At 67.0% G+C, this 24,037-nt stretch carries 21 protein-coding genes; 16 read left to right on the top strand and 5 right to left on the bottom strand.

Going from position 1 to position 24,037, the window contains the following annotated elements; all coding sequences use genetic code 11:
• Positions 1–9: 9 nt before the first annotated feature.
• The gene (locus tag BH683_RS22910; RefSeq protein WP_084838582.1) at positions 10–1,404 is read right to left on the bottom strand and encodes a mycothione reductase; all 1,395 of its coding nucleotides are present in this window, start codon (positions 1,402–1,404) and stop codon (positions 10–12) included.
• The gene (locus BH683_RS22905) at positions 1,397–2,449 is read right to left on the bottom strand and encodes an alpha/beta hydrolase (RefSeq protein WP_246833531.1); all 1,053 of its coding nucleotides are present in this window, start codon (positions 2,447–2,449) and stop codon (positions 1,397–1,399) included. Before BH683_RS22905 ends, BH683_RS22910 begins: the two co-directional genes overlap by 8 nt.
• A gap of 138 nt (positions 2,450–2,587) precedes the next feature.
• On the opposite strand from BH683_RS22905, the gene mqo reads away from it, so the two are divergent.
• The 7 genes from mqo to BH683_RS22870 all read left to right on the top strand — a co-directional run bounded on the left by mqo (position 2,588) and on the right by BH683_RS22870 (position 11,648).
• Positions 2,588–4,144, top strand: a complete 1,557-nt coding sequence (gene mqo, locus BH683_RS22900; RefSeq protein ID WP_281492332.1) for a malate dehydrogenase (quinone) — start codon at positions 2,588–2,590, stop codon at positions 4,142–4,144.
• 13 nt (positions 4,145–4,157) lie between these two features.
• Entirely contained in the window at positions 4,158–4,616 is a 459-nt protein-coding gene (locus BH683_RS22895; RefSeq protein ID WP_084838581.1) for a GNAT family N-acetyltransferase, read from the top strand.
• Positions 4,600–6,492 (top strand): VWA domain-containing protein, encoded by a 1,893-nt coding sequence (locus BH683_RS22890; protein WP_084838580.1) that lies wholly within the window; start codon positions 4,600–4,602, stop codon positions 6,490–6,492. Before BH683_RS22895 ends, BH683_RS22890 begins: the two co-directional genes overlap by 17 nt.
• 65 nt (positions 6,493–6,557) lie before the next feature.
• Positions 6,558–7,172, top strand: coding sequence for a cob(I)yrinic acid a,c-diamide adenosyltransferase (cobO, locus tag BH683_RS22885; RefSeq protein WP_084838579.1), 615 nt, complete (start codon positions 6,558–6,560; stop codon positions 7,170–7,172).
• Entirely contained in the window at positions 7,166–8,578 is a 1,413-nt protein-coding gene (locus BH683_RS22880; protein ID WP_084838578.1) for a cobyrinate a,c-diamide synthase, read from the top strand. The genes cobO and BH683_RS22880 overlap by 7 nt, the downstream gene beginning before the upstream one ends.
• Before the next feature lie 148 nt (positions 8,579–8,726).
• Complete coding sequence (gene cobA, locus BH683_RS22875) at positions 8,727–10,016, top strand: uroporphyrinogen-III C-methyltransferase (protein WP_210405259.1); 1,290 nt, start codon at positions 8,727–8,729, stop codon at positions 10,014–10,016.
• Between the two features lie 126 nt (positions 10,017–10,142).
• Positions 10,143–11,648, top strand: a complete 1,506-nt coding sequence (locus tag BH683_RS22870; protein ID WP_246833530.1) for an MFS transporter — start codon at positions 10,143–10,145, stop codon at positions 11,646–11,648.
• A 73-nt stretch (positions 11,649–11,721) separates the two neighbouring features.
• Here the strand turns inward: BH683_RS22870 and yaaA are convergent, their stop codons facing one another.
• Entirely contained in the window at positions 11,722–12,465 is a 744-nt protein-coding gene (gene yaaA, locus BH683_RS22865) for a peroxide stress protein YaaA (protein ID WP_084838576.1), read from the bottom strand.
• Positions 12,466–12,553: 88 nt separating this feature from the next.
• Between yaaA and BH683_RS22860 the strand changes: the two genes are divergently transcribed.
• Positions 12,554–14,293 carry a proline--tRNA ligase gene (locus tag BH683_RS22860; RefSeq protein WP_210405258.1) on the top strand — a complete coding sequence of 580 codons (1,740 nt, stop codon included), beginning with the start codon at positions 12,554–12,556 and terminating at the stop codon, positions 14,291–14,293.
• A gap of 81 nt (positions 14,294–14,374) precedes the next feature.
• On the opposite strand, the gene BH683_RS22855 is transcribed toward BH683_RS22860, so the two are convergent.
• Both BH683_RS22855 and BH683_RS22850 read right to left on the bottom strand, forming a co-directional pair.
• Entirely contained in the window at positions 14,375–14,806 is a 432-nt protein-coding gene (locus BH683_RS22855; protein WP_084838575.1) for a ferritin-like domain-containing protein, read from the bottom strand.
• A complete protein-coding gene (locus BH683_RS22850) occupies positions 14,803–15,330 on the bottom strand; it encodes a hypothetical protein (RefSeq protein ID WP_143696116.1) in 528 nt (175 codons plus the stop codon). The genes BH683_RS22855 and BH683_RS22850 overlap by 4 nt, the downstream gene beginning before the upstream one ends.
• A 203-nt stretch (positions 15,331–15,533) precedes the next feature.
• On the opposite strand from BH683_RS22850, the gene rimP reads away from it, so the two are divergent.
• The 8 genes from rimP (at position 15,534) to BH683_RS22810 (ending at position 23,968) form a co-directional block, all read left to right on the top strand.
• Entirely contained in the window at positions 15,534–16,118 is a 585-nt protein-coding gene (gene rimP / locus BH683_RS22845; RefSeq protein ID WP_084838573.1) for a ribosome maturation factor RimP, read from the top strand.
• Positions 16,115–17,140 carry a transcription termination factor NusA gene (nusA, locus tag BH683_RS22840; RefSeq protein ID WP_084838572.1) on the top strand — a complete coding sequence of 342 codons (1,026 nt, stop codon included), beginning with the start codon at positions 16,115–16,117 and terminating at the stop codon, positions 17,138–17,140. Before rimP ends, nusA begins: the two co-directional genes overlap by 4 nt.
• Before the next feature lie 61 nt (positions 17,141–17,201).
• Positions 17,202–17,564 (top strand): YlxR family protein, encoded by a 363-nt coding sequence (locus BH683_RS22835; RefSeq protein WP_084838571.1) that lies wholly within the window; start codon positions 17,202–17,204, stop codon positions 17,562–17,564.
• Between the two features lie 80 nt (positions 17,565–17,644).
• Positions 17,645–20,593: a translation initiation factor IF-2 gene (gene infB / locus BH683_RS22830; RefSeq protein WP_084838570.1), complete on the top strand. Its 2,949-nt coding sequence runs from the start codon at positions 17,645–17,647 to the stop codon at positions 20,591–20,593.
• A gap of 90 nt (positions 20,594–20,683) precedes the next feature.
• The gene (locus BH683_RS22825) at positions 20,684–20,983 is read left to right on the top strand and encodes a DUF503 domain-containing protein (RefSeq protein ID WP_084838569.1); all 300 of its coding nucleotides are present in this window, start codon (positions 20,684–20,686) and stop codon (positions 20,981–20,983) included.
• Between the two features lie 137 nt (positions 20,984–21,120).
• Positions 21,121–21,597 (top strand): 30S ribosome-binding factor RbfA, encoded by a 477-nt coding sequence (rbfA, locus tag BH683_RS22820; RefSeq protein WP_084838568.1) that lies wholly within the window; start codon positions 21,121–21,123, stop codon positions 21,595–21,597.
• Positions 21,594–22,568 (top strand): bifunctional oligoribonuclease/PAP phosphatase NrnA, encoded by a 975-nt coding sequence (locus tag BH683_RS22815; protein WP_084838567.1) that lies wholly within the window; start codon positions 21,594–21,596, stop codon positions 22,566–22,568. The genes rbfA and BH683_RS22815 overlap by 4 nt, the downstream gene beginning before the upstream one ends.
• A 47-nt stretch (positions 22,569–22,615) precedes the next feature.
• A complete protein-coding gene (locus BH683_RS22810) occupies positions 22,616–23,968 on the top strand; it encodes an MATE family efflux transporter (RefSeq protein WP_281492333.1) in 1,353 nt (450 codons plus the stop codon).
• Positions 23,969–24,037: the final 69 nt, after the last annotated feature.

The following is a 24,037-nucleotide window of genomic DNA, read 5'->3' as shown; positions in this document are numbered from 1 at the left end:
TGACGTCCCTCAGATCTCGAGCCCCAGCAGTGCGTTCTCCAAGACCTCGGGCATACCTGGGTGAATCCAGTACTGACCGCGGGCCATCGTCGCGGCGTCGAGCCCGAAGGACATCGCCTGGATCACCGGTTGGATGATCGAGGGCGCTTGCGGGCCGATGAGGTGGGCGCCGAGGAGACGGCCCGTGCCCTTCTCTGCAATCAGCTTGCATAGGCCGGTCTTGTCCTCCATCGCCCAGCCGTATGCGACGTCGCCGTAGTTCTGCACCTTCACGGTGATGTCGAGGCCGGCGTCCCGCGCCTCGGTCTCGGTCATCCCGACCGAAGCGATCTGCGGATGGGTGAAGACGGCCGCAGGCACGAAGCGGAGATCGAACGGCTGCAGATCGGTGCTGTCCCAGCCCCGTAGCAGATTCGCCTGGACGACCCGGCCCTCGTGATTGGCCACGTGCTTGAGTTGGTACGGCGAGCTGACGTCTCCCAACGTCCATACGCCGCGGGCCGCGGTGCGGCCGTAGGAGTCCCGCTCGATGCGGCCGTCTTCATCCACCTCGAGGCCGATCGATTCGAGGCCGAGCTTGTCGGAGTTCGGTACCCGACCCACCGCGACGAGAAGCGCGTCCGCCTCGAGCACGGTGCCGTCGACGAACGTGATGCGGATCGCCCCATCGACGGTTTCGACAGCGGCCAACGCCGCATTGAAGTGCACATCCCATGCGGCCGAGGCGATCTCGGTGAAGCGTGTCGAGATGGCCGGGTCCTGGCCACGGAGCAGTGCGCCGCTGCGGGCGATGACGGAGACCTTGGACCCGAGCGCTCCGAAGACGTGTGCGAACTCGGCGGCGATATAGCCGCTACCGACGATGACCAGTCGTTCCGGCAGCTCCGGTAGTCGCATGACGTCTTCGTTCGTGTGGTATCTGACCCCACTGTCGGCGATGATGTCCGGGATGACCGGCCTGGAGCCGGAGGCGATGACGACCCGCGCCGCCAGCACCAGGTCGCCTGCGCCGGTCCGCAAACGGTAGCGGCCGTCGGAGTCGACCCCGTCGAAGGTGACGTGACTGGTGTAGACGGTGATGTTGTCGCAATCCTCGACCCGGTAGCGTTTGCCGCCCGCGGAGATCGGATCGATTCGGCCGAAGACCCGGTTCACGATGCCCGGCCAGTCGACCTTGTCGACGGAGCCGGTGACACCCAGCCGCTCGCCTTCGCGAATGGTCTCGGCGACCTCGGCGGCGTAGACGAACATTTTCGTCGGGATGCAACCCACGTTGAGGCAGGTCCCGCCGTAGATGCTCTCTTCGAAGATCGCGACCTTCTGATCGGCGAACCGTTCGTCGGGGATCGAGTTTCCCGTACCCGAGCCGATGATGGCCAGGTCAACCGATGTGGACTCACTCATGGAGGGCTCCTCGTATCCGATCGTCGTTGCTCAGCAACCAGTTGTCGAGCTCGGTGTATGCGGTGTCCCTGGCGCCCTGCCGGGACAGGAAGACGTCGTGGCGGGCGCCGGGGACGGGGACCGCACTGACCCGATTGCCCAGGCAGCCGGTCCATCGGGCGATCTGGCGGGTGTCCAGGACTCCGTCGGCGGTGTCGATGTGTGGGGTCCGGCCGTCGGCAGCCGGACCCTCCAGTGTTGTCGCGTCTGAATGCAGCACCAGGGACGGCACACCGATGTCGAGCCCCCGGTGCAGCGTCGCGTGTCCCCGGCGCACCGCACTCAAGAACCCGAACGTCACCGGATAGCCATGTAGCGGTTTGTAGTTCAGGTCGTACTCCCACTCGCCGTGCACGCTGTTGTGCAGACTCTCACCGTAGGCGCCTGCGATCTTGCGGGGGATCGTCGCCAGGGGCCGCACCCGCGCCACCGAGTTCACCACGGTGGTCCCCGCGCTTCGCAGGATCGGGGCACCTTGCAGGTCGAACCAGGGGGAGTTGAGGACCAGCCCGGTGGGGCCGGCCGCGCCCGGATCACGATGGAGTCGATCGAGCCCACGACGGAGTCGATCGAGCCCACGACGGAGTCGATCGAGCCACAGGGTGGTGATCAGGCCGCCGGTCGAATGCGCGGCGACCAGCAGGGGCCGGCCACCGGTGGCGGCGTTGATCTCTGCGGCCGCCAGGCCCAGTTCCGCGTCGTACATGGCCAGGTCCGTGATGTGGTGCGGCGTCTGTCCGGGGCGTTGCGAGCGCCCGCACTTGCGCAGATCCAGCGCATAGAACGCGTAACCGCGTTGCGCGAAGAACTCCGCGAGTGGTCGCTGGAAGAAATAGTCGGTGAAGCCGTGAACGTAGAGAACGGCGGCGGTGGCCGCGGCTCCCTGCTCGTGCCGGACCAGCGTCGCAGTGATCTGGCCCTCGCCGTCGGGGTCGTTGCCGAGGTCGAACGTCAATGCCGAGAAGTCTGGGCCGAGTACGTCGGGCTGCCAGCGGGAAGAGGCCACGATTTCACACTGTAGGCGCGCGGGCCGCGGCGCCGGAGATGATGCGGGGGTTCGGCCGACCGCATTACAGCCTTCCGTCGCCGATAAGGAACAATGAATGTCATCTGAAGGTTCGCCGAATGAGGAAGTTGAGCTGGAGTGTCTGAGTCTGCAACCCCGCGCGACGGCGGAGTCACCACAACCGACATCGTGCTGGTAGGCGCCGGAATCATGAGTGCCACCCTGGGTGCGCTTCTGCATCGTCTGCAGCCCGACTGGTCGATCACCGTCTTCGAGCGCCTCGATGCCGCCGCCGCTGAGAGCAGCGATCCGTGGAACAACGCCGGAACCGGACACTCGGCGTTGTGTGAATTGAACTACACCCCGCAGACCGCCGACGGGGATGTCGACATCACCAAGGCACTCGCGATCAACGAGCAGTTCCAGGTGTCGCGTCAGTTCTGGGCGAACTCCGTGGAGTCCGGGGTGCTCCGCGATCCGAGCGAGTTCATCAATCCCATCCCGCACGTCAGCTTCGTGCACGGCGAGTCCAACGTCGACTACCTACGCAAGCGGTACGACAACTTGGCAGGCGAAACCCTGTTCAAGGGTATGGAGTACATCACTGATCCTGGCGAGTTCACCAAGCGGCTCCCGCTGATGTCCGCGGGTCGCGACTTCTCCGATCCGGTGGCGCTGAACTGGTTCGACGGTGGCACCGACGTGGACTTCGGTGCCCTCACCCAGCAGCTGATCGGTTACCTCGGGCACTCCGGCGCGACGGTCAATTTCGGGCACGCCGTCACCAACATCACCAAAGAGTCGGACGGCAGCTGGCGGATCAAGGTCAAGAATCTGCGGACAAAGGAAAAGTCCACCGTCAAGGCCGGTTTCGTCTTCGTCGGTGCCGGCGGCGGGGCCCTGCAGTTGCTGCAGAAGTCGGGCATCAAGGAAGCAAAGGGGTTCGGCGGGTTCCCGGTCAGCGGTGCCTTCTTCCGTTGCACCGATCCGGCCCTCATCGATGAGCACGCCGCGAAGGTGTACGGCAAGGCCGCGGTCGGCGCACCCCCGATGTCCGTACCGCACTTGGACACTCGTGTCATCGGCGGCAAACCCGGACTGCTGTTCGGGCCCTATGCCGGCTGGTCACCCAAGTTCCTCAAGGAAGGCAAGAACACCGATCTCATCGCGTCGGTCAAGCCCGGCAACGTCTTGCCGATGCTCTCGATCGCGCCCAAGGAGTTCGGCCTCCTCAAGTATCTGATCAGTGAGTTGGCGGCCGGACCGGCCGACCGGGTCGAAACGCTCTCCGAATTCGTGCCGCGCGCGGATGGCAAGGACTGGGAGATGATCGTCGCCGGTCAGCGTGTCCAGGTGATCCGCAAGAAGGGCCGCGGCGGTGCTCTGGAGTTCGGCACCGCTGTCGTCGCGGCGGAGGACGGCAGCATCGCCGGCCTGCTGGGTGCATCTCCCGGTGCCTCCACGGCGGTGCCCGCGATGCTCGACGTGCTCGAGCGTTGTTTCCCGAAGCATTTCACGGCTTGGAAGCCTGTGCTCGGAGAGATGATCCCGTCGCTCGGTTCGAAGTTGAACGACAATCCCGATCTGTTTGCGCAGGTGTGGGATTGGACATCGAAGGTGCTGGAGCTGCAGGACACCCCGGCTCCGGTCGCGGATGAGGGAGATTCTCATCTGGCGACGCCCACCGCCGTGTGATAGGCACTTGCATATGACCGCAACTGCAAGCCTGCACCGTTATTGGGCCCAGGACATCGACATGTCGACGCTGTACAAGATCTTGCAGCTGCGGGTGGAGGTGTTCGTCGTCGAGCAGTCGTGCCCCTACGCCGAACTCGACGGGCGTGATCTCGACCAGGACACGCGTCATCTGTGGCTCGAGGAAGACGGCGAGATCATCAGCACGCTGCGACTGCTCGAGGAGCACGACGGCGGCAAGTCGTATCGGATCGGCCGACTGTGCACCGAACGCTCACATCGCGGGCAGGGTCACACCACCCGGCTCCTGCAGACCGCGCTGGCCGACGTCGGATCGGACATCTGCCGGATCCACGCGCAGACGTACCTCGTCGAGATGTACGCCAAGCACGGCTTCACGGTGGAAGGTGAGGAGCATCTTCTGGACGGCGTCCCGCACGTCCCCATGATTCGCGGTGGCGCTCATCGCTGACACGCATTTTCCGTTCAGTGCGGTCGTCGGGCAGGAGCAACTCAAACTCGCCCTGATCCTTTCCGCCATCGCGCCGGAGATCGGCGGCGTCCTCGTGCGGGGAGAGAAAGGCACGGCCAAGACGACGGTGGTCCGCGCGCTCGGGCCGCTGTTGCCGGATTCGTCGGCGGCGGTGGTGGAATTGCCCATCGGTGCCACCGAAGACCGCGTGATCGGCTCGCTCGACCTCCAGAAGATCCTGTCCGAAGGTGAGAAGGCGTTCACGCCGGGCCTGTTGGCCGGCGCCGATGGTGGTGTCCTCTACATCGACGAGGTCAATCTGCTCGCTGATCACCTGGTCGACGTGTTGCTCGACGCCGCCGCCACCGGCAGGGTCGTCATCGAACGAGACGGGATGTCGCACACCCAGTCGGCCCGCTTCGTCCTCGTCGGCACGATGAATCCCGAGGAAGGGGAGCTGCGACCGCAACTCCTGGACCGGTTCGGGCTGGCGGTGGACGTCAGCGCGCCCCGGGAGATTGCCACGAGGGTATCTGTCATCGAGCGCCGGCTGGCCTACGAGCACGATCCCGCCGGGTTCGCGGCCGGTTTCGCCGACCAGGACGCGGCGGTGGCCGCCGCCATCGTCCGCGCGCGAGCGGATCTCGACTCCGTCGAGTTGCCGCCGGCACAGCTTCGCAGGATCGCTGCGATCTGCATGGAACTCGAGGTCGACGGTCTGCGCGGCGATCTGGTGGTCGCGAGAACTGCGCGGGCCCATGCAGCATGGCGGGGCGCCGAGCGCGTCGAAGACATCGATGTGCGGCGCGCGGTCGAATTGGCCTTGCCACACCGCCGCCGACGCGACCCTTTCGACGAGCCAGGTCTGACCGAACAGCAGCTCGATGACGCGATGGACAAGGCGGATGAACAGACCGCCCCGAGTGGGCCTCCGGACTCCGACGAGGACTCGGCAGCCGATCAGGAATCGCCGGCAGAACCCAGTCCGTCGGAATCGTCGGCGCAGCAGTCGGATCCGGATCCTGACCCCGATCCCGGCGGTCCCGGTGGGGGAGGAATGTCGCCTCCTGGCCCGGGATTCTCGCCGGCCGCAGGCGGCGCCGCGGTCAAGGCACTCAAGGCGCGCGGCGTCGGTAACGGTGAACCCGGCCGACGGTCGGCGTCACAGAGCATTCGTGGTCAGGCGGTGCGCGGAGTGCGGGAGGGCGGCAACGGGATACACCTGATCGCTACGGTGCTTGCTGCCGCGGACAATCACGTCGAGCGGCGAAACACCAGGCTGCAGGTGTTACCGCAGGACATTCGCGGTGCACTGCGTCGCGGCAAAGAGGGCAATCTGGTCGTGTTCGTCCTCGATCTGTCCGGGTCTATGACAGCCCGCAAGCGACTCGACGCGGTGTCGGGTGCCGTGGTGTCGATGCTCCGGGATTCCTACCAACGCCGTGACCGCGTCGCCGTGGTGACGATGCGGGGAGCGGGCGCCGAGATCACGGTGCCGCCGACGCGTTCGGTCGACGCGGCGGTGCGCCGGTTGACCGGCCTTCGTACCGGTGGTCGTACACCACTCGCCGAAGGTCTGCTGACCGCGCGGGACGTCGTGCGGCGTAACCGCCACAAGGAACCGAATCGTCGCCCGATCGTGGTGGTGCTGACCGACGGCAGAGCGACTGCTGGACCCTCAGCGCTCGCGCGCGCCGGTGCCGCGGCGGACCGCGTGCGGCGCGAGGGCACCTCGGCGATCGTCATAGATTGCGAGCAGGGGATGGTGCGGTTGGGCCTCGCCCGGGTGCTGGCCGGCCAACTCGGTGGAGAATGTGTACAGATCGCAGACCTGACCGCCGGGGGAGTCGCCGGCGTGGTCCGGTCCGCGGCCTGAACGCAGGCATCGGTCTACGGATCCGCGGACGCGGATCGGAGCTCGAACATCAGAAGGGACATGTTGTGCCGCAGGGAGTTCCATCGGTCATCCCCGACGACGGTCTGACCACCAGGGCAAGGCGCAACCAACCTGTCTTCGCCGTGCACACCGGGGACGGCAAGGGTAAGTCGACAGCCGCGTTCGGAATGGCCATGCGGGCATGGAACGCGGGACTCGACATCGGGGTCTTCCAGTTCGTCAAGAGCGCGAAGTGGAAGGTCGGAGAAGAGTCGGCCCTCACCGCTCTCGGTCAACTGCACACCGAGACCGGCCAGGGCGGCCCGGTGCAATGGCACAAGATGGGCGAGGGCTGGTCGTGGATCCGGCATTCGGGCGGCGAGACCGAACACGCTGACCAAGCAGCGCAGGGCTGGGCCGAGATCCGCCGCCGGATCATCGACCAAACGCATCAGTTCTATGTGCTCGACGAGTTCACCTACCCCTTGAACTGGGGCTGGATAGACGTCGACGACGTGGTCGAGGTGCTGCGTGCACGTGAGGGAAAACAGCATGTGGTCATCACCGGCCGTCGTGCGCCCGCGGCGCTGGTCGACGCAGCCGACCTCGTGACCGAGATGGTGAAAACCCGCCACCCGATGGACGCCGGTCGAAAGGGACAGCGAGGAATCGAATGGTGAGCGGCGCGCCCCCGGCAGTGGTCATCGCGGCACCTGCGTCAGGCAGCGGCAAGACGACGGTGACCACCGGTCTGATCGGTGCGCTGGCGCGGTCGGGGCACCGGGTTGCACCGTTCAAGGTCGGGCCCGACTACATCGACCCCGGATATCACGGCCTCGCCGCGGGCAGACCGGGTCGCAACCTCGACCCCGTGCTCGTGGGCGAAGAACTGATCGGTCCGCTCTACCGCTCGGGCAGCGCCGGCTGCGACATCGCCGTCGTGGAGGGCGTGATGGGGCTGTTCGACGGCCGCATCACCGAAGACCACATGCCCGCGGTGGCCCCTGGTTCGACAGCCCAGGTGGCTGCATTGCTCGGCGCTCCCGTGATCCTCGTCGTCGACGCCTCCGGGCACAGTCAGAGTCTGGCCGCGATCCTGCACGGTTTCGTCAGCTTCGACCCCGGTATCGACATCCGAGGGGTGATCCTTAACCGAGTGGGTTCTCCGAGACACGAGTTCGTCCTGCGGCAGGCATGTGCCAGGGCCGGACTCGAGGTGTTCGGAGCGGTTCCGCGGAATGCGAGTATGGCGGTCCCCTCCCGGCACCTCGGGCTCATCCCCGCGGCCGAACGCGGTCCGGAGGCCCTTGCCGCGATCAACGCCATGACCGAATTGATCGGTGGCTCTGTGGATCTGCCCGCGATCATCGCCGCCGCGGACATCGGCGCGGGTCGGAGCGGCCCGGTATGGTCGCCGGCCGTGGAGGTCGGTGCGGACCACGACGAGTACGCCGGTCCTGCGCCGGTGGTAGCGGTTGCCGCCGGTGCCGCGTTCACCTTCGGATACGCCGAGCACACCGAGTTGCTCACCGCGGCAGGTGCCGAGGTCGTGCCTTTCGACCCGCTGTGCGATCTACTGCCCGCCGACTGCGGCGCCGTGGTGATCGGTGGAGGCTTCCCTGAGGAGCACGCCGCAGCGCTTGCGGCCAACCGCCGCCTGCTCACCCAGCTTCGTGCCGCCGCCGGCGCGGGTATCCCGATCCACGCAGAGTGTGCCGGTCTGCTCTACCTCGCGCAGAGTCTCGACGACCACACCATGGCCGGGATCCTGCCGCTGCGTGGCACGTTCGGCACAACGCTGACCCTCGGATATCGCGACGCCGTCGCGCTGACCGATTCGATCCTCTTCGATGCCGGAACCCGGATGCGGGGGCACGAGTTCCACCGAACCACCGTCACCGCCCTCGACGGGTCGACACCGTCGGCGTGGGGCTGGCGCCGGGAGGGAACGGCGCAGACCGAGGGTTGGACGGCCGGTCGCGTCCATGCGTCATATCTGCACACCCATCCCGCTGCTCATCCTGAAGGTGTCGCGCGGCTGGTCCGGGCAGCCAGAAGAGCGGTGGACCGGGTCTCCTCCTGGTGAGCCCGTAGCGCAGCCACCACACGGGACCGGTTGGCAGGCAGCCTCGTTGCGGTGGTGTAGGTCACTTTTTTCGCGAACTGCCTCGTGTTTGTGAACTGGGGCGAGAGTGCCGGCGCAGGGTACCGATGGGCGTGGGTACGGTCTACCCATGTCGAAGGCGCAGTCAGGTCCAATGCAGCCGAACTCCGGCGAGGGGTCGGGGGACCACCACTATCTGGTGGGTCTCGAACTCACCGGTCGCAAGGTGGTCATCGTAGGCGCGGGTTCGGTGGTCCAGCGGCGGCTGCCCACCCTGGCCGACAGCGGCGCGGACATCCACGTGATCGCGCCGGTGGCCACGCCCACGGTCGAGTCGTTCCCACACATCACGCTGCACACCCGGCCCTATCGCGACGGTGATCTGAACGGCGCCTGGTATGCCCTGGCGTGCACCGACGACGCCGAGGTCAATGCCGCCGTGGTGGCCGAGGCGGAATCCCGACGGATCTTCTGCGTCCGAGCCGACGACGCCAGACACGGAACGGCGGTGACCCCCGCGTCACTGAGCCACGACCAACTCCGGATCGGAGTGATCGCCGCCGGCGATCATCGTCGTTCGGCGGCTGTGCGTACTGCGATCGGGCAAGCGCTCAGCGGGGGAGAACTGGGAGCAGCCGGGCTGGAGGCCGCGGCGCGGGAGCCTCATCCCCCCGGGGTCGCATTGATCGGAGGCGGTCCGGGTGACCCCGATCTGATCACCGTGCGTGGCCGCAGGCTGCTCGCCGCTGCCGACGTGGTCGTCGCAGACCGGCTCGCGCCACCTGCGCTGCTGGCCGAGCTCGGACCACATGTCGAGATCATCGATGCCGCCAAGGTGCCCTACGGTCGCGCGATGAAGCAGGAGGCCATCAACGACGTTCTGGTCGAGCGGGCGAAGGCGGGCAAGTTCGTGGTCCGGTTCAAGGGCGGTGACCCCTACGTCTACGGTCGCGGGTTCGAAGAACTCGAAGCCTGCGTGGCGGCGGGGGTCCCGGTGACGGTGGTCCCGGGGATCACCAGCGCCATCGCAGGTCCGTCGGCGGCCGGGATCCCGGTCACCCACCGCGGCATCACCCATGAGGTCGTCGTGGTGTCCGGACACATCCCGCCGGGGCATCCCGACTCCCTGGTGAACTGGCAGGCGCTGGCTCAGATGCGCGGCACCATCGTGCTCATGATGGCTGTCGAACGCCTCGACGTGTTCACCTCGGCGCTGATGGACGGTGGCAGGGCGCGCGACCTCCCGGTGGCGATCATCGAGAACGCGACGCTCGGCAGTCAGCGACTCGTCCGGTCCACTCTGTCGCAGGCGGGGGCCGACGCCCGCACCCAGAACGTGCGGCCGCCGGCGATCGTGGTCATCGGTCCGGTTGCAGGCTTCGACGCAGAGGCAGGGAGCACCGGGACCGCGCGGCCGTGAGCCCCGGGACCAGTGCCTTCGACGTCGTCACGGGCCGCCGGCCCGGCGGTCCGGACGTGCGTGCGTCCGCGACCATGACAAGCCTGATTGTGAAATGGCGGTGGGGCGGCGGTAGCGTCGTTGCCCATGACCCCACTGACGCACATGGCTGCTGAGGTCGGCCAGACCCGCGTCTGGGGACCTCAGATCGTCGTCCTGGGCGGGATGCAGCTGCTGGTCGTCCTCGACGGCACTGTTGCCGCACTCGCCCTGCCGCGCATCCAGAACGCCCTCGGGCTCTCGGACAGCGCGGGTGCCTGGGTGATCACCGCCTACGTACTCGCCTTCGGCGGCCTCATGCTGCTCGGCGGGCGTCTCGGCGACACCTTCGGGCGCAAGCGGATGTTCGTCGCCGGTGTCGCAGCGTTCACCGTGACGTCGTTGATCTGCGGCCTGGCCTGGGATCCGATCAGTCTGATCGTGGGCAGAGCCCTGCAGGGAGCTGCGGCAGCTGTCGCCGCACCCACGGCGATGGCGCTGGTCGCCACGACGTTTGCCCCGGGTAAGCCCCGCAATCAGGCCTTCGCCGTCTATGCCGCGATGACGGGCATCGGTTCGGTCGCGGGGCTCATCGCCGGCGGTGTGCTCACCGAACTCTCGTGGCGCCTGGTGTTCCTCATCAACGTGCCGATCGGCGTCATCGTCGTCGTCGGCGCCGTGTTGTTCCTGAAGGAATCGCAGGGTGAACGCCTACCCTTGGACGTCCGTGGTGCCGTCCTGGCGACTCTCGGCTGCACCCTCGTCGTGCTGGCGGTCAACGAAGGGCCCGGCGGCTGGCTGCGGCCCGTCGTCGTGATCCCGCTCATCGTCGGATTGCTCTCGCTCGCCGCCTTCGTGATGGTCGAGCGGAACGCTGACAACCCGATTTTGCCGTTCTCCCTGTTCAAGAACGGGAGCCGGGTCGCTGCGCTGGTGGCCATCCTGCTCGCCGGCGCGATCATCATGTGTATGGCGGTCTTCATCTCCCTGTATCTGCAGGGCATCTTGAAGTACTCGCCGATCCAGAGCGGTCTGGCCGTCGTCCCATTCGCGTTCGGCCTGGGTACCGCGGCTGCGATCGCCTCCAAACTCGCATTGCGGTACCAGCCGCGGTGGCTGGTTCTCGCGGGCGGCCTGATCGTCGTCGCCGGCTGTGCCTACGCGGCGAGCATCGCGCGAGACGCTCCCGCCTACTTTCCGCACATCCTGTTCCCCGTGATCGTGATCGGCGCGGGTGTGGGGCTGGCGGTGATTCCTCTGACGCTGTCCGTGGTCGCCGGCGTCGGTCCGACCGAGATCGGCCCGCTGACGGCGCTGGCGCAGGTCGCGCAGAACCTCGGTGGCGCCATCGCACTCGTGGCGGTCGGTGCGATGGTGACCAGCAGGACCCTGTCCGAGGGTGGGGTCACCGGTCCGGTGGACCAGATGAACGACCTGGAATTGGACGCCTTGGCGAGCGGCTACGGCCTCGCCTTCATCTGCTGTGCGCTGATAGCGGTCGCCGCCGGAATCGTGGTCCTGTTCATGCGGTTCACTCCGGAGGACGTCGCCGAGGGGCAGGCAGCCCAGGAGACGGCACACACGTCCATCGATCCGGATGAGCTGACCGCCTGACCCCGATGATGGGTCGTTTCGGCGGTGCCGACCTGCTGTTTTCTTCGCCAGAACAACCCACTTCCGGCGATGGTCAGTCGGTCAGGATGATCAGCTCTCGATCGGAGGCGACCTCGGCCCGCTGGCCGCCTGCCGTCGCGACGGCGGCAAGCGAATTCACGTCCCGGATCTGCCGACGTGAGCTGACGAGTGAACGTGTGAGCACACCCTTGTGATGCTTGTTGAAATGGCTCACCACAGTTCGTGACCCCGAAGGCCCCTCGGTCAGCACCGTGACGGTGATGGCGCCGGGTAGGGGTCCGAGCTGCTGGTAGCCGCCGGAGCGGAGGTCGACGACAACGTCGTCGCCGAGGTCCGTCAGAGCTTCGGTGAGCGCCGGTTTCCACACCGACGCGAGCGTGCCCATCCCCGGCAGTTTCGACCCGGAGGACAACCGATAGGCGGGGATCGGATCGGTGGCGCGTACGACCCCGAACAACGCCGAGCCCACGGCCAGTCGCTCGGCCGCCTTGGTCTTCGACGCCCTGCTCAGCGACGGATGGTCGAGGGCGTCGAACAGCACCCCGGTGTAACGCTCGATCGCCGGGCGGGTCGGAGACGACCACAGCTGCGCATTGCGTTCGATCTCCGCGAACTGGGACACCCCCAGACCGAGCGCCTGCCGGCTCGCGGCCGGATCGCCGGCAAGCGTGACGAGAGCGTCCGCCAGCTTGCGGCGGATCGGGGTGAGGGAGGGCAGTGACAACTGGTCGAGGTCGAGGGCGGCGCCACGGCCGCCGGTGGCCTTGGTCTCCGAAGGAGGCAGCACGATCAACACAGTCGCACTTTATCTGGGCGACCACGGTATCGGCTTCTGCGCCCGCCGCCGCGGAGACAGCTGCTCGGGCCCCGTTAAGGTGGCACACGTGATCACACGCATGTCGACCCTGTTCCTGCGCACTCTGCGCGATGACCCCGCGGACGCCGAGGTACCCAGCCACAAGCTGCTGGTCCGGGCGGGATACGTGCGTCGTGTCGCCCCAGGTGTCTACAGCTGGCTGCCACTGGGCCTGAAAGTGCTGCGCCGCGTCGAAGATGTGGTGCGCGAGGAGATGAACAACATCGGCGGCCAGGAGATCTCGCTGCCCGCACTCCTGCCCCGCGAACCTTACGAGGTCACCGGCCGGTGGACGGAGTACGGCGAGGCCCTGTTCCGGCTCAAGGACCGCAAGGGCGCGGACATGTTGCTCGGGCCGACCCACGAAGAGCTGTTCGCGCAGTTGGTCAAGGGTGAGTACTCCTCGTACAAGGATCTCCCGGTGACCCTCTATCAGATCCAGACGAAGTACCGAGACGAGGAGCGGCCCCGGGCAGGCATCTTGCGCGGCCGTGAGTTCATCATGAAGGACTCGTACTCCTTCGATCTCGACATCGATGGCTCCAAGGCGTCCTACGACGCCCACCGCGAGGCGTACCAGGAGATCTTCCGCCGGTTGCAGGTCAAATATGTGATCGTCGCCGCAACGTCCGGTGCCATGGGTGGCAGTGCGTCCGAAGAGTTCCTGGCCGAGAGCGAGGTCGGGGAGGACACCTACGTGCGTAGCCCGGAGTCGGGCTATGCCGCCAACGTCGAGGCCGTCATCACACCCGCACCGCCCGCCCTGCCCATCGAGGGCCTCCCCGCGGCGGCCGTGTACGACACGGGCGACACCCCGACCATCGACACCCTCGTCGCGTGGGCTCAGGAGACCTTTCCGGACCGTGGATTCACCGCCGCCGACACCCTCAAGAACGTGGTGGTCAAGCTGCGCAGTCCAGACGGAAAGGAAGAGCTGCTGGCGATCGGCGTCCCGGGGGACCGAGAGGTCGACTTCAAGCGCCTCGAAGCGGCCGTCGAACCCGCCGCCGTCGAGCTCATCACCGACGCCGACTTCGCTGATAACAGCTTTCTGGTCCGAGGTTACATAGGTCCGAAGGGGTTGCAGAACAACGGTGTTCGCTACCTGGTCGACCCGCGGATCGTCGACGGCACCGCGTGGATCACCGGAGCCGACGCGCCCGGCAAACACGTCGTGGACCTGGTGGCCGGTCGCGACTTCACCCCGGACGGCACCATCGAGGCCGCCGAGGTCCGCGACGGTGATCCGTCGCCCGACGGGATCGGGACCCTGGTGACCGCCCGCGGTATCGAGATCGGCCACATCTTCCAACTGGGCACCAAGTACACCGATGCGTTCGACGTCGGTGTGCTGGGAGAGAACGGCAAACCGGTCCGGCTCATCCAGGGTTCGTACGGTGTGGGCGTGTCGCGGATGGTGGCGGTCATCGCCGAGCAGCATCACGACGAGAAGGGGCTGCGCTGGCCCAAAGAGGTTGCGCCGTTCGACGTCCACCTCGTGATCGCGAACAAGGACGAGGGTGCCTGGAGCGGTGCCCGATCACTGGCCGCCGACCTGGATGCCGCCGGCTTCTCGGTGCTCATCGACGACCGGAAGGCCTCGCCCGGCGTCAAATTCAAGGACGCCGAACTGCTCGGTATGCCGGTGGTGGTCGTGGTCGGCCGAGGTTGGGCGAACGGGACCGTCGAGATCCGCGACCGTTTCACCGGCGAGGCGACCGAGATCGCCTCCGACGCCGCGGTGGCCTCCATCGTCGCGAACCGCTGAAACCTCTTGCAAAACCAGTGATTTCAGGCAAACCCAGGTGTTGTAACACCTGGGTTTGCCTGCTCACGGTGGGTTTGTCGGTCAGACGGAACCGGGCAGGGCGACGGTGACGGGGGAAATACGTAGCACGAGGCGCCAATTGGCTGCCCGGCCCGCGGAGTCGGTCAAACCACCGAGGCCGAGCCTGCGGGCACCGACGTTCTCGGCTTGTTCGATGAGTGCCCGGTAGGCGACTGCGCAGTCTTCTTCGGCGGTCAGTGCCACGGTCAGCGCCGATGCCGGGTCCGTGATCGGGGCGCTGAGGTCGTACCCCGCCGCGGCCGCGGGCACCTCCGAGTGCGCAGCGGTCAGGGCTGCCACCAATTCCTCACGCCGGGAACGGTGTTCGGCTGTGTACTCGGCAATGGTCTGAGATCGCGACGAGGCGGCGTAGGCAGCCACCACCCCGTAGGCGAAGATGGCGGCGTTCTCGGCGGTCAGTGCCACGGTCAACGCGTCGGTGGTCCGGGTCATGCGAGCTGTACCGCCACCGCAGTCGTGACGCCCGCACTGATCGACCCGAGCAGACCCGCCACGTAACCGTCGAGTTCGACCGCGAGGTCACCGGCGGACCTCGCCGATGCCGACAGCTGGGTGCGCAACTGGTCGAGGCTCGGCGGTGCAGGTGTCACCGAACTGGGCGCCACGGAACTCGACGCGGTCCGGGCCCGGCCGGCGTCGAGGCGGGTGATCTCGTCGGTGAGAACACGGGCATGTTCGGTGCGCTCTGCGGCAACGACGCCGAGGGCCGCGGCGCGATCGGGATTGGTGGCGACGGCGGCGCCGGCGGCCACCGCGTCGGCCTGCGCCGCGGAGACCTGGGGGAGCAACCGGTCGGCGAGCTGCTGCTGCGCACTCACGCCCGAGCCGGAACCGCACGCCCCGACCGCCGTGATCGCGATCGCTCCCACCGACACGGCGGCGGCCGAACGCACGAACGAGCGGCGCGAGGGTCGAAACCCACTTTCTGCTGCCTCCACGAGGCCGGTGACCGTCACAGGGACACATAGTGCCAGCAGTCCGCGGCGGGCGTGGGACCCACCGCCCGCGGGCACGGACTGCGAGACCCGTCGGCCTGATGGGCGAGAGCACCCTCGCGGGGGCGTTAAGCTGAGTGCACCTGCGACCGCGGGCGCCGGGAAACGAACACCGGGCGCGCCGGTCCCGCTACACCGACAACTGCACACGGAGGGAACGCCGAATGCCTGGGGCAATCGACCGCGACCGCATCAGCGAGCTACTCGAACCGGTCGTGACCGGCAACGGATTCGACGTCGAGGAGCTGACCGTCACCGCCTCTGGTGAGGAAAATGTGATCACCCTGATGGTCGATCGTGACGGTGGCGCCGGGCTCGACGAACTGGCCGCCTTGAGCCGGTCGCTCTCCTCGGTGCTCGACGGCGAACCCGGCGATGAAGACGCCTCCGGGCACGACGTTGTCTCCGCGCTCCCCACATACACCCTCGAGGTCACCTCTCCCGGGGTCGATCGACCGCTGACCGCTCCGCGGCACTGGCGCCGGGCGGCGGGCCGCAAGGTTGTCATCGACCTGGCCACCGAACCTGCTGAGCGGCTCTCGGGACGGGTCGGGCCGCTGGACGAGACCGAGACCACGCTCACGCTGGTCACCAAGTCCGGTAAGGGACTGCTCACGCAGTCGGTGCCACTCGAGAAGGTGCGCGTCGCCCACGTCCAGGTCGACTTCAGCGAACCCGGTGCAGCCGAATTACAGATGTGCGGCCTCGATGCCGAACAGATCGAGGCAAGACGGAAAGGGAACAAATGAATATCGACATTGCTGCTCTCCGGATGATCGAGGCGGAGAAGGGTATCTCGATCGACACGGTGATCGAGACCATCCAGTCGGCGCTCCTGACGGCGTATCGGCACACCGACGGGTTCGCCCAGCACGCGTACATCGACGTCGACCGCAAATCCGGCTCGGTGCGGGTGATGGCCCAAGAACGCGACGAAGACGGGAACACGATCTCTGAGTGGGACGACACCCCTGAGGGGTTCGGCCGGATCGCCGCCACCACAGCACGACAGGTCATCCTGCAGCGCTTGCGGGATGCCGAGCACGACAAGAACTTCGGCGAGTTCTCGACCCACGAGGGCGAGATCGTCGGCGGTGTCGTCCAGCAGGACGCCAGGGCGAACGCACGCGGCCTGGTTGTCGTGCGCATCGGCAGCGAGGCGACCGGCCAGGAGGGTGTGCTGCCCCCGGCCGAACAGGTACCCGGCGAGAAGTATGTCCACGGCGAACGCATCAAGTGCTACGTGGTAGGCGTGACCCGGGGCCAGCGGGGCCTGCAGATCACCCTCTCGCGCACCCATCCGAACCTCGTTCGCAAACTGTTCTCCCTGGAGGTCCCCGAGATCGAGGACGGCTCCGTCGAGATCGTCGCCGTGGCTCGCGAGGCCGGTCACCGTTCGAAGATCGCCGTCCACACCGGTGTCTCGGGTCTCAATGCCAAGGGTGCCTGCATCGGCCCGATGGGGCAGCGGGTGCGCAATGTGATGCGCGAGCTGGGCGACGAGAAGATCGACATCATCGACTACGACACCGATCCGGCCGTGTTCGTCGGGAACGCACTGTCCCCGTCGAAGGTCGTCTCCGTGACCGTGGTGGACCTGGCGGCGAAAGCTGCCCGCGTGGTCGTGCCCGACTACCAGTTGTCGCTGGCCATCGGGAAGGAAGGGCAGAACGCCCGACTCGCGGCGCGACTGACCGGATGGCGGATCGACATCCGCAGCGACGCCCAGAGCGACGCCGACAGTGCCACCTCGGACGCAGGTGCGAGCTGAGCCGGATGGTCATCGGCGGGTCTCATTGGCATCTGACGTGCTCCGGACGGTAGACTTGTCGATGGTCCACAGTGATCCTTCGCTCCACCGCGAAAAACCTCCGATGCGCACCTGCGTCGGATGTCGTCAGTGCCGCCCGGCCGCCGAACTCGTTCGGCTGGTGGCGGACACGGGCTCACGCCCCCCGGTGGTCGTGATCGACCACCGAAAGACCATGTCAGGGCGTGGCGCTTGGCTCCACCCGGATCCCGAATGCCTGGGAACCGCGGTGCAGCGGAAGGCCTTCGCCAGGGCATTTCGGATCGGCGGGTTGACCGTCGACTCCGAACTACTGAGGCGAGAGATCGAATCGGTAGCCACACAGAGAGGCCGGCACAAGCCGGCCACTGAGGAACAGGTAGCAGAAGACATGAGCACACCGTGAAGTTCTTGCGATGAGCGAGTTTCGGACGTAAACCGAGGTCGTAGCGGGCAATGCCGCTCGACCTCCAAGTGAGGAGAGCAGTGGCAGGCAAGGCCCGCGTGCACGAATTGGCCAAAGAACTAGGTGTGACGAGTAAAGAAGTTCTCGCGCGTCTCAGTGAGCAGGGTGAGTTCGTCAAATCCGCGTCGTCGACCGTAGAGGCCCCCGTGGCCCGGCGACTTCGTCAGTCCTTCCCCGGGAAGGACGCTCCCGCCGCAGACGGCGGGTCCCCGGGTGGTAGCGCCCCCGCAGGGAAACCATCAGCCAAACCGGGCGGTCCTCGTCCGGCAGCAAAGCCCGCGCCGGCCTCGAACGGCAGCGCGCAGACCCCAGGTGCGCCCACTCCAGGCGCACCTACCCCGAATGCGCCGACCCCGGGTGCAAAACCCGGCGCGCCGAAGCCCGCTCCGGCGGCCCCGGCAGCGCCCGCGGCACAGTCGTCGCCTGCTCCGGCAGCACCGGCTCCAGGGCCCGCGGCGCGTCCGTCGGCACCGGCACCGTCAGCGCCGGCCCCGCAGGCACCCGCGCCGGCTGCTCCGCAGGCCCCCGCGGCCTCCGCGGCTCAGGCTCCGGCCAGTCGCCCGGCCCCGGGCGCCGGTCCTGGCCCGAAGCCAGGTCCTCGCAAGCCGAAGGTCGGCAACAATCCTTACTCGACGGCCGCTCCGGTTGAGCGTCCCGCGTCTCGTCCGGCACCCGGTACCGGTGGGCCCCGTCCAGGCGGCGGCGCACGTCCGGCACCCGGTGGCACTGCGGGCGGCGGCAGGCCCGCTCCGGGACAGGGCGGTCCGCGCCCCAGCCCCGGCAGCATGCCTCCTCGCCCGAATCCCGGTGCGATGCCTGCTCGTTCGGCTCGTCCCAGCGGCCCCGGTGGACCCGGCGGCGCACGTGGCGGTCCCGGCGGCGCACGTGGTGGACCCGGCGGAGCCCGTGGTGGACCCGGCGGCGGCGGTGGCGGTGGCTACCGCGGCGGTCCCGGTGGTGGCGGCGGCGCAGGAGCGCCGACCGGTGCACCCGGTGGTCCTCCCGGTGGATTCCGCGGTCGTCCCGGTGGCGGTAACCGTGGTCGCGGCGGCGCCGCGGGTGCGTTCGGTCGTCCTGGCGGAGCGATTCGCCGCGGTCGTAAGTCGAAGCGTGCAAAACGCGCCGAGTACGAGAGCATGCAGGCGCCTGCAGTCGGTGGTGTAAGGCTGCCCCGCGGCAACGGCGAGACCATTCGCCTCGCCCGTGGTGCTTCGTTGTCGGACTTCGCAGACAAGATCGACGCCAACCCGGCCTCGCTGGTCCAGGCGTTGTTCAACCTCGGCGAGATGGTCACAGCGACGGAGTCGGTCAACGACGAGACGTTGGAGCTGCTCGGCGGCGAGATGAACTACGTCGTCCAGGTCGTCAGCCCGGAAGACGAAGATCGCGAGCTGCTCGACTCGTTCGACCTCACCTATGGCGAAGACGCCGGCGGCGAGGAAGATCTCGAACAGCGTCCGCCGGTGGTGACCGTCATGGGTCACGTCGACCACGGTAAGACCCGACTGCTCGACACCATCCGTAACGAGAAGGTCCGCGAGGGTGAAGCCGGTGGCATCACCCAGCACATCGGCGCCTACCAGGTCCTCACCGAACTGGACGGCAACGAGCGACTCGTCACCTTCATCGACACCCCCGGTCACGAGGCGTTCACCGCCATGCGTGCCCGTGGTGCCAAGGCGACGGACATCGCGATCCTCGTGGTCGCGGCCGACGACGGTGTGATGCCGCAGACGGTCGAGGCGATCAACCACGCGCAGGCGGCCGACGTGCCGATTGTGGTGGCGGTCAACAAGATCGACAAGGAAGGCGCAGATCCGCAGAAGATCCGCGCTCAATTGACCGAGTACGGTCTGGTTGCCGAGGACTTCGGCGGTGAGACCATGTTCGTCGACATCTCCGCCAAGCAGGGCACCAACATCGACGCACTGCTCGAAGCGGTGCTGTTGACCGCGGACGCCTCGCTCGATCTGCGCGCCAACCCGGACATGGACGCCCAGGGTGTCGCCATCGAGGCGCACCTCGACCGTGGTCGTGGACCCGTGGCGACCGTGCTCGTCCAGCGCGGAACCCTCAAGGTCGGCGATTCGATCGTGGCGGGCGACGCGTACGGACGTGTGCGCCGCATGGTCGACGAGCACGGCGCAGACGTCACCGCGGCGCTGCCGTCGCGTCCGGTCCAGGTCATCGGTTTCACCTCGGTGCCCGGTGCCGGCGACAACCTGCTGGTCGTCGACGAAGACCGTATCGCCCGGCAGATCGCCGACCGGCGTAATGCGCGCAAGCGCAACGCACTGGCCGCGCGCAGTCGCAAGCGGATCAGCCTGGAAGATCTGGACTCGGCATTGAAGGAGACTTCGCAGCTGAACCTGATCCTCAAGGGTGACAACTCGGGAACCGTGGAGGCCTTGGAAGAGGCTCTGCTCGGCATCGAGATCGACGACGAGGTGCAGTTGCGGGTCATCGATCGTGGTGTCGGTGGAGTCACCGAGACCAACGTCAACCTGGCGTCCGCATCGAACGCGATCATCATCGGGTTCAACGTGCGGGCCGAGGGTAAGGCAACCGAACTCGCCAACCGCGAGGGTGTCGACATCCGGTACTACTCGGTCATCTACCAGGCCATCGACGAGATCCAGAGTGCGCTCAAGGGCATGCTCAAGCCGGTCTACGAAGAGGTCGAGCTGGGCCGGGCGGACATTCGCGCGATCTTCCGCTCGTCCAAGGTCGGTAACATCGCCGGTTGCCTTGTCACCTCGGGCATCATGCGTCGTAACGCGAAGGCTCGGCTGCTCCGCGACAACGTGGTGGTCGCCGAGAACCTCACCATCTCCTCGCTCAAGCGGGAGAAGGACGATGTCACCGAGGTTCGCGACGGTTACGAATGCGGTCTGACGATCACGTACAACGACATCAAGGTCGACGACGTCATCGAGACGTACGAGTTGCGAGAGAAGGCGCGTGACTGACGTCATCGACGGACATCGAGGTCGACGACGTCATCGAGACGTACGAGTTGCGGGAAAAGGCGCGGGACTGACCCCCGTCGGTAGGGCGTGATGTTCGTCGGGTCGTTGGAAATCGATCTGCTACTCGGCGACGTCCGCTCTCTCAAGCAGAAGCGCTCAGTGGTGCGACCCATCGTGGCAGCACTGGCGCGTCTGCGGGTGTCCGTTGCGGAGGTCGACGACCACGATCTGCACCGACGCGCCCGGATCGGGGTCGCGGCCGTCGCGGCCGACGCCAGGCATCTCGGTGAGATCCTCGACGCCAGTGAGGCGTTGGTCGCCGGCCGCCCCGAAATCGAAGTGTTGTCGGTCCGCCGTCGCGTGCGCAGCGGCGACGACGATGATGATTAGATCTGCCGACGCACGAGAAGATTAGAGTTGCGGTAGCAGTCCAGGATCGAGAGTCGAGCCGGTGGGTGGCACGTCTCGAACAAGGGTGAGACGTCTCGACACGGTCGGACGTCTCGAACAAAGAGAGTGAGCTGGAGATGGCAGATCCCGCCCGGGCACAGCGGATGGCAAAGCGGATCTCTTCGATCGTCGCCTCGGCCATCGCCAAGGAGATCAAGGATCCGCGACTCGCCTATGTCACGGTCACCGACGCCAAGGTGACCGGCGACCTGCACGACGCGACGGTGTTCTACACGGTCATGGGCCCGTCGTTGAACGTCGAACCCGACTACGCCTCCGCCGCTGCGGGTCTCGCGAAGGCCACCGGCATCCTGCGGTCCAAGGTGGGAGCCGGCACCGGGGTTCGGTTCACCCCGACGTTGTCGTTCGTCCTCGACAAGGTGCCCGATACCGCTCGCGACATGGAAGAGCTTCTCGAACGTGCGCGGTTGCAGGACGAAGAAGTCGCCCGGCTCGCACGCGACGCCGCGCCGGCCGGTGACCCGGATCCGTATCGAGAACCGCGGGCGGCCGATGAGGCCGAGGACCCCGCAGAGGACACTGGCGAGCGGTGAACACCACAGAGGCCACCGCAGCCCTGGCGTTGCGTTCTGTCGTAGACGTGCTGGCTTCGGCAGATCACGTCACGGTGCTCTGTCACACCCGTCCTGATGCCGACACGATCGGCAGCGGCCTCGCCATCGCGGGGGCGCTGCGAAGCCGTGGAACCGTGGTCGAGATCAGTTTTCCCGGTCCCACCCGGCTGCCGGCGGCGCTGGCCGAACTCCCTGGTGCCGACCTGCTCATCGAGCCCGACGACGTCGTCGGGTACCCCGTCGTTGTCGCCGTCGACTGTGCGAGTATCCACCGGCTCGAGGGCTTGGCCGGGGTGCTCGAATCGGCGACAGAATCCATCGTCGTCGACCATCATGCGTCGAATGCCGGTTTCGGTACCGTCAACCTCGTCGATCCCGGTGCCGACTGCACGGCCGAACTGGCGCTGGCCATCATCGACGCGCTGGACGTGCCGCTCGACGTGGGGGTCGCGACATGCCTGTACGCCGGAGTCGTCACCGACACCGGCTCGTTCAAATGGGCGCAACCGAAATCGCATCGGATCGCGGCCCGGCTCCTCGAACTCGGGGTCGATGGCCGGACGTGGACCCGCCACCTGCTTGACACCCATCGCTTCGCCTGGTTGTCCATGGTGTCCGCTGCACTCGACTCCGCAGTTCTGGTCGAGGAGGCGTTCGGTGGCCGGGGATTGGTGTATGCGGTTGTCGATCACGCGTCCACCCAGGCGCTGGGCTGGGAAGAGAGCGAAAGCGTGGTCGACATAGTCCGGACCACCGCTGAGGCCGAGGTCGCGGTGGTGTTCAAGGAGGCCGGTCCCGGGGATTGGACCGTCTCTATGCGAGCCAAATCCGATGTCGATCTCGTCCCGATCGCGCGCGCCCACGGCGGTGGCGGCCATCGGCTGGCGTGTGGGTACAGCGCCTCCGGCTCTGCCGACGAGGTGGTCGGACAGCTGCTGCGCTCGGTGTGAACGCTTCGCCGAACCCGGCCTCGACAGACGCCGAGGACCGCGACGAATTGAACCCGACCAGCCGCAGGATCTTGCGGTTGTCGCTGTCAGCACTTGTGGTGCTGGTGGCCGAACCACTGTATTTGATGCTCGATCTGGCGGTGGTCGGTCGGCTCGGCGGTCTCGATCTCGCGGCACTCGGCGTCGGAGTGCTGGTGCTGTCGGTGGTGAGCACGCAGCTGACCTTCCTGTCGTACGGGACCACCGCGCGGTCGGCCCAGAAGTTCGGAAGGGGTGACAGGGCGGGGGCTGTCGCCGAGGGTGTCCAGGCGAGCTGGATCGCGCTCGGTGTGGGCGCAGTGATCGTGGTGGTGGTGGGCGCGTGCGCGCCGTGGATCCTCGCCGCGCTCACCGGCGGTGGAGAGGTGGCGACAGAGGCCACCACGTGGTTGCGCATCGCCGTGTGGGGCGTTCCGCTCATCCTGCTCTCGATGGCCGGCAACGGTTGGATGCGTGGAGTCCAGGACACCCGGCGGCCGATCATCTACGTCGTCGTCGGCCTGGGCGTCTCGGCGGTGTTGTGTCCGGTTCTGGTGCACGGCCTGCTCGGTGCACCGACGTTGGGACTCGAAGGCAGCGCGATCTCGAACGTGGTGGGCCAGAGCATCGCGGGAATTCTCTTCGCCGTGAGGGTGTGGCGGGAAAGCGCGCAGTATCCGGCTGCCGGTGGCTCGCGTCCGCAGTGGCCGATCATCCGGGTGCAGCTGGTGCTGGGCCGCGACCTCATCGTGCGCAGCCTCTCATTTCAGATCTGTTTCCTGTCTGCGGCCGCGGTTGCGAGCCGGTTTGGTGTCGCAGCGGTGGCCTCGCACCAGCTGGTGCTGCAGCTCTGGAACTTCGTGGCGCTGCTGCTGGACTCGTTCGCGATCGCGGCCCAGGCTCTGGTCGGCGCCGCGCTGGGTGCAGGTGCCATTCCAGCGGCGTGGCGGGTGACCAGGCGGGTCACGGTGTGGTCGTTGAGTGTCTCGTTCGGGTTGGCTGCGATCTTCGCCGCGGGCAATGTGGTGATCCCGAAGATCTTCACCGGTGACGCCGAGGTGCTGCGGGCGGTCGGTACCCCGTGGTGGTTTTTCGTCGCCATGCTGCCCATCGCCGGCATCGTCTTCGCGCTCGACGGGGTGTTGCTCGGCAGCGCCGACGCGGCGTTCCTACGTACTGCGACCCTCGTCAGCGCCCTTGTCGGATTTCTGCCGATGATCTGGTGCTCTCTCATCTTCGACTGGGGTCTGGCGGGAATCTGGAGCGGGTTGATCCTGTTCATGGTGTTGCGGCTGTTGACGGTCGCCTGGCGGATCCGCAGCGAGAAATGGACGACGGTCGCCAACCCCGTGCGTAATGAGGCTGCGGCGCAAGATCTTTGACACCGAATCGGGAATCGACGCAGGATTCGCCGCTGGTACACAACGGATTTCGTGAGCATAACTAAGGTT

The organism is Williamsia sp. 1138 (genome assembly GCF_002095435.2).
In the GTDB taxonomy this organism is placed as follows: Bacteria; Actinomycetota; Actinomycetes; order Mycobacteriales; family Mycobacteriaceae; genus Williamsia.
Note: the sequence above shows the minus strand (reverse complement) of the source record. Positions and strands in the feature narration are given on the sequence as shown.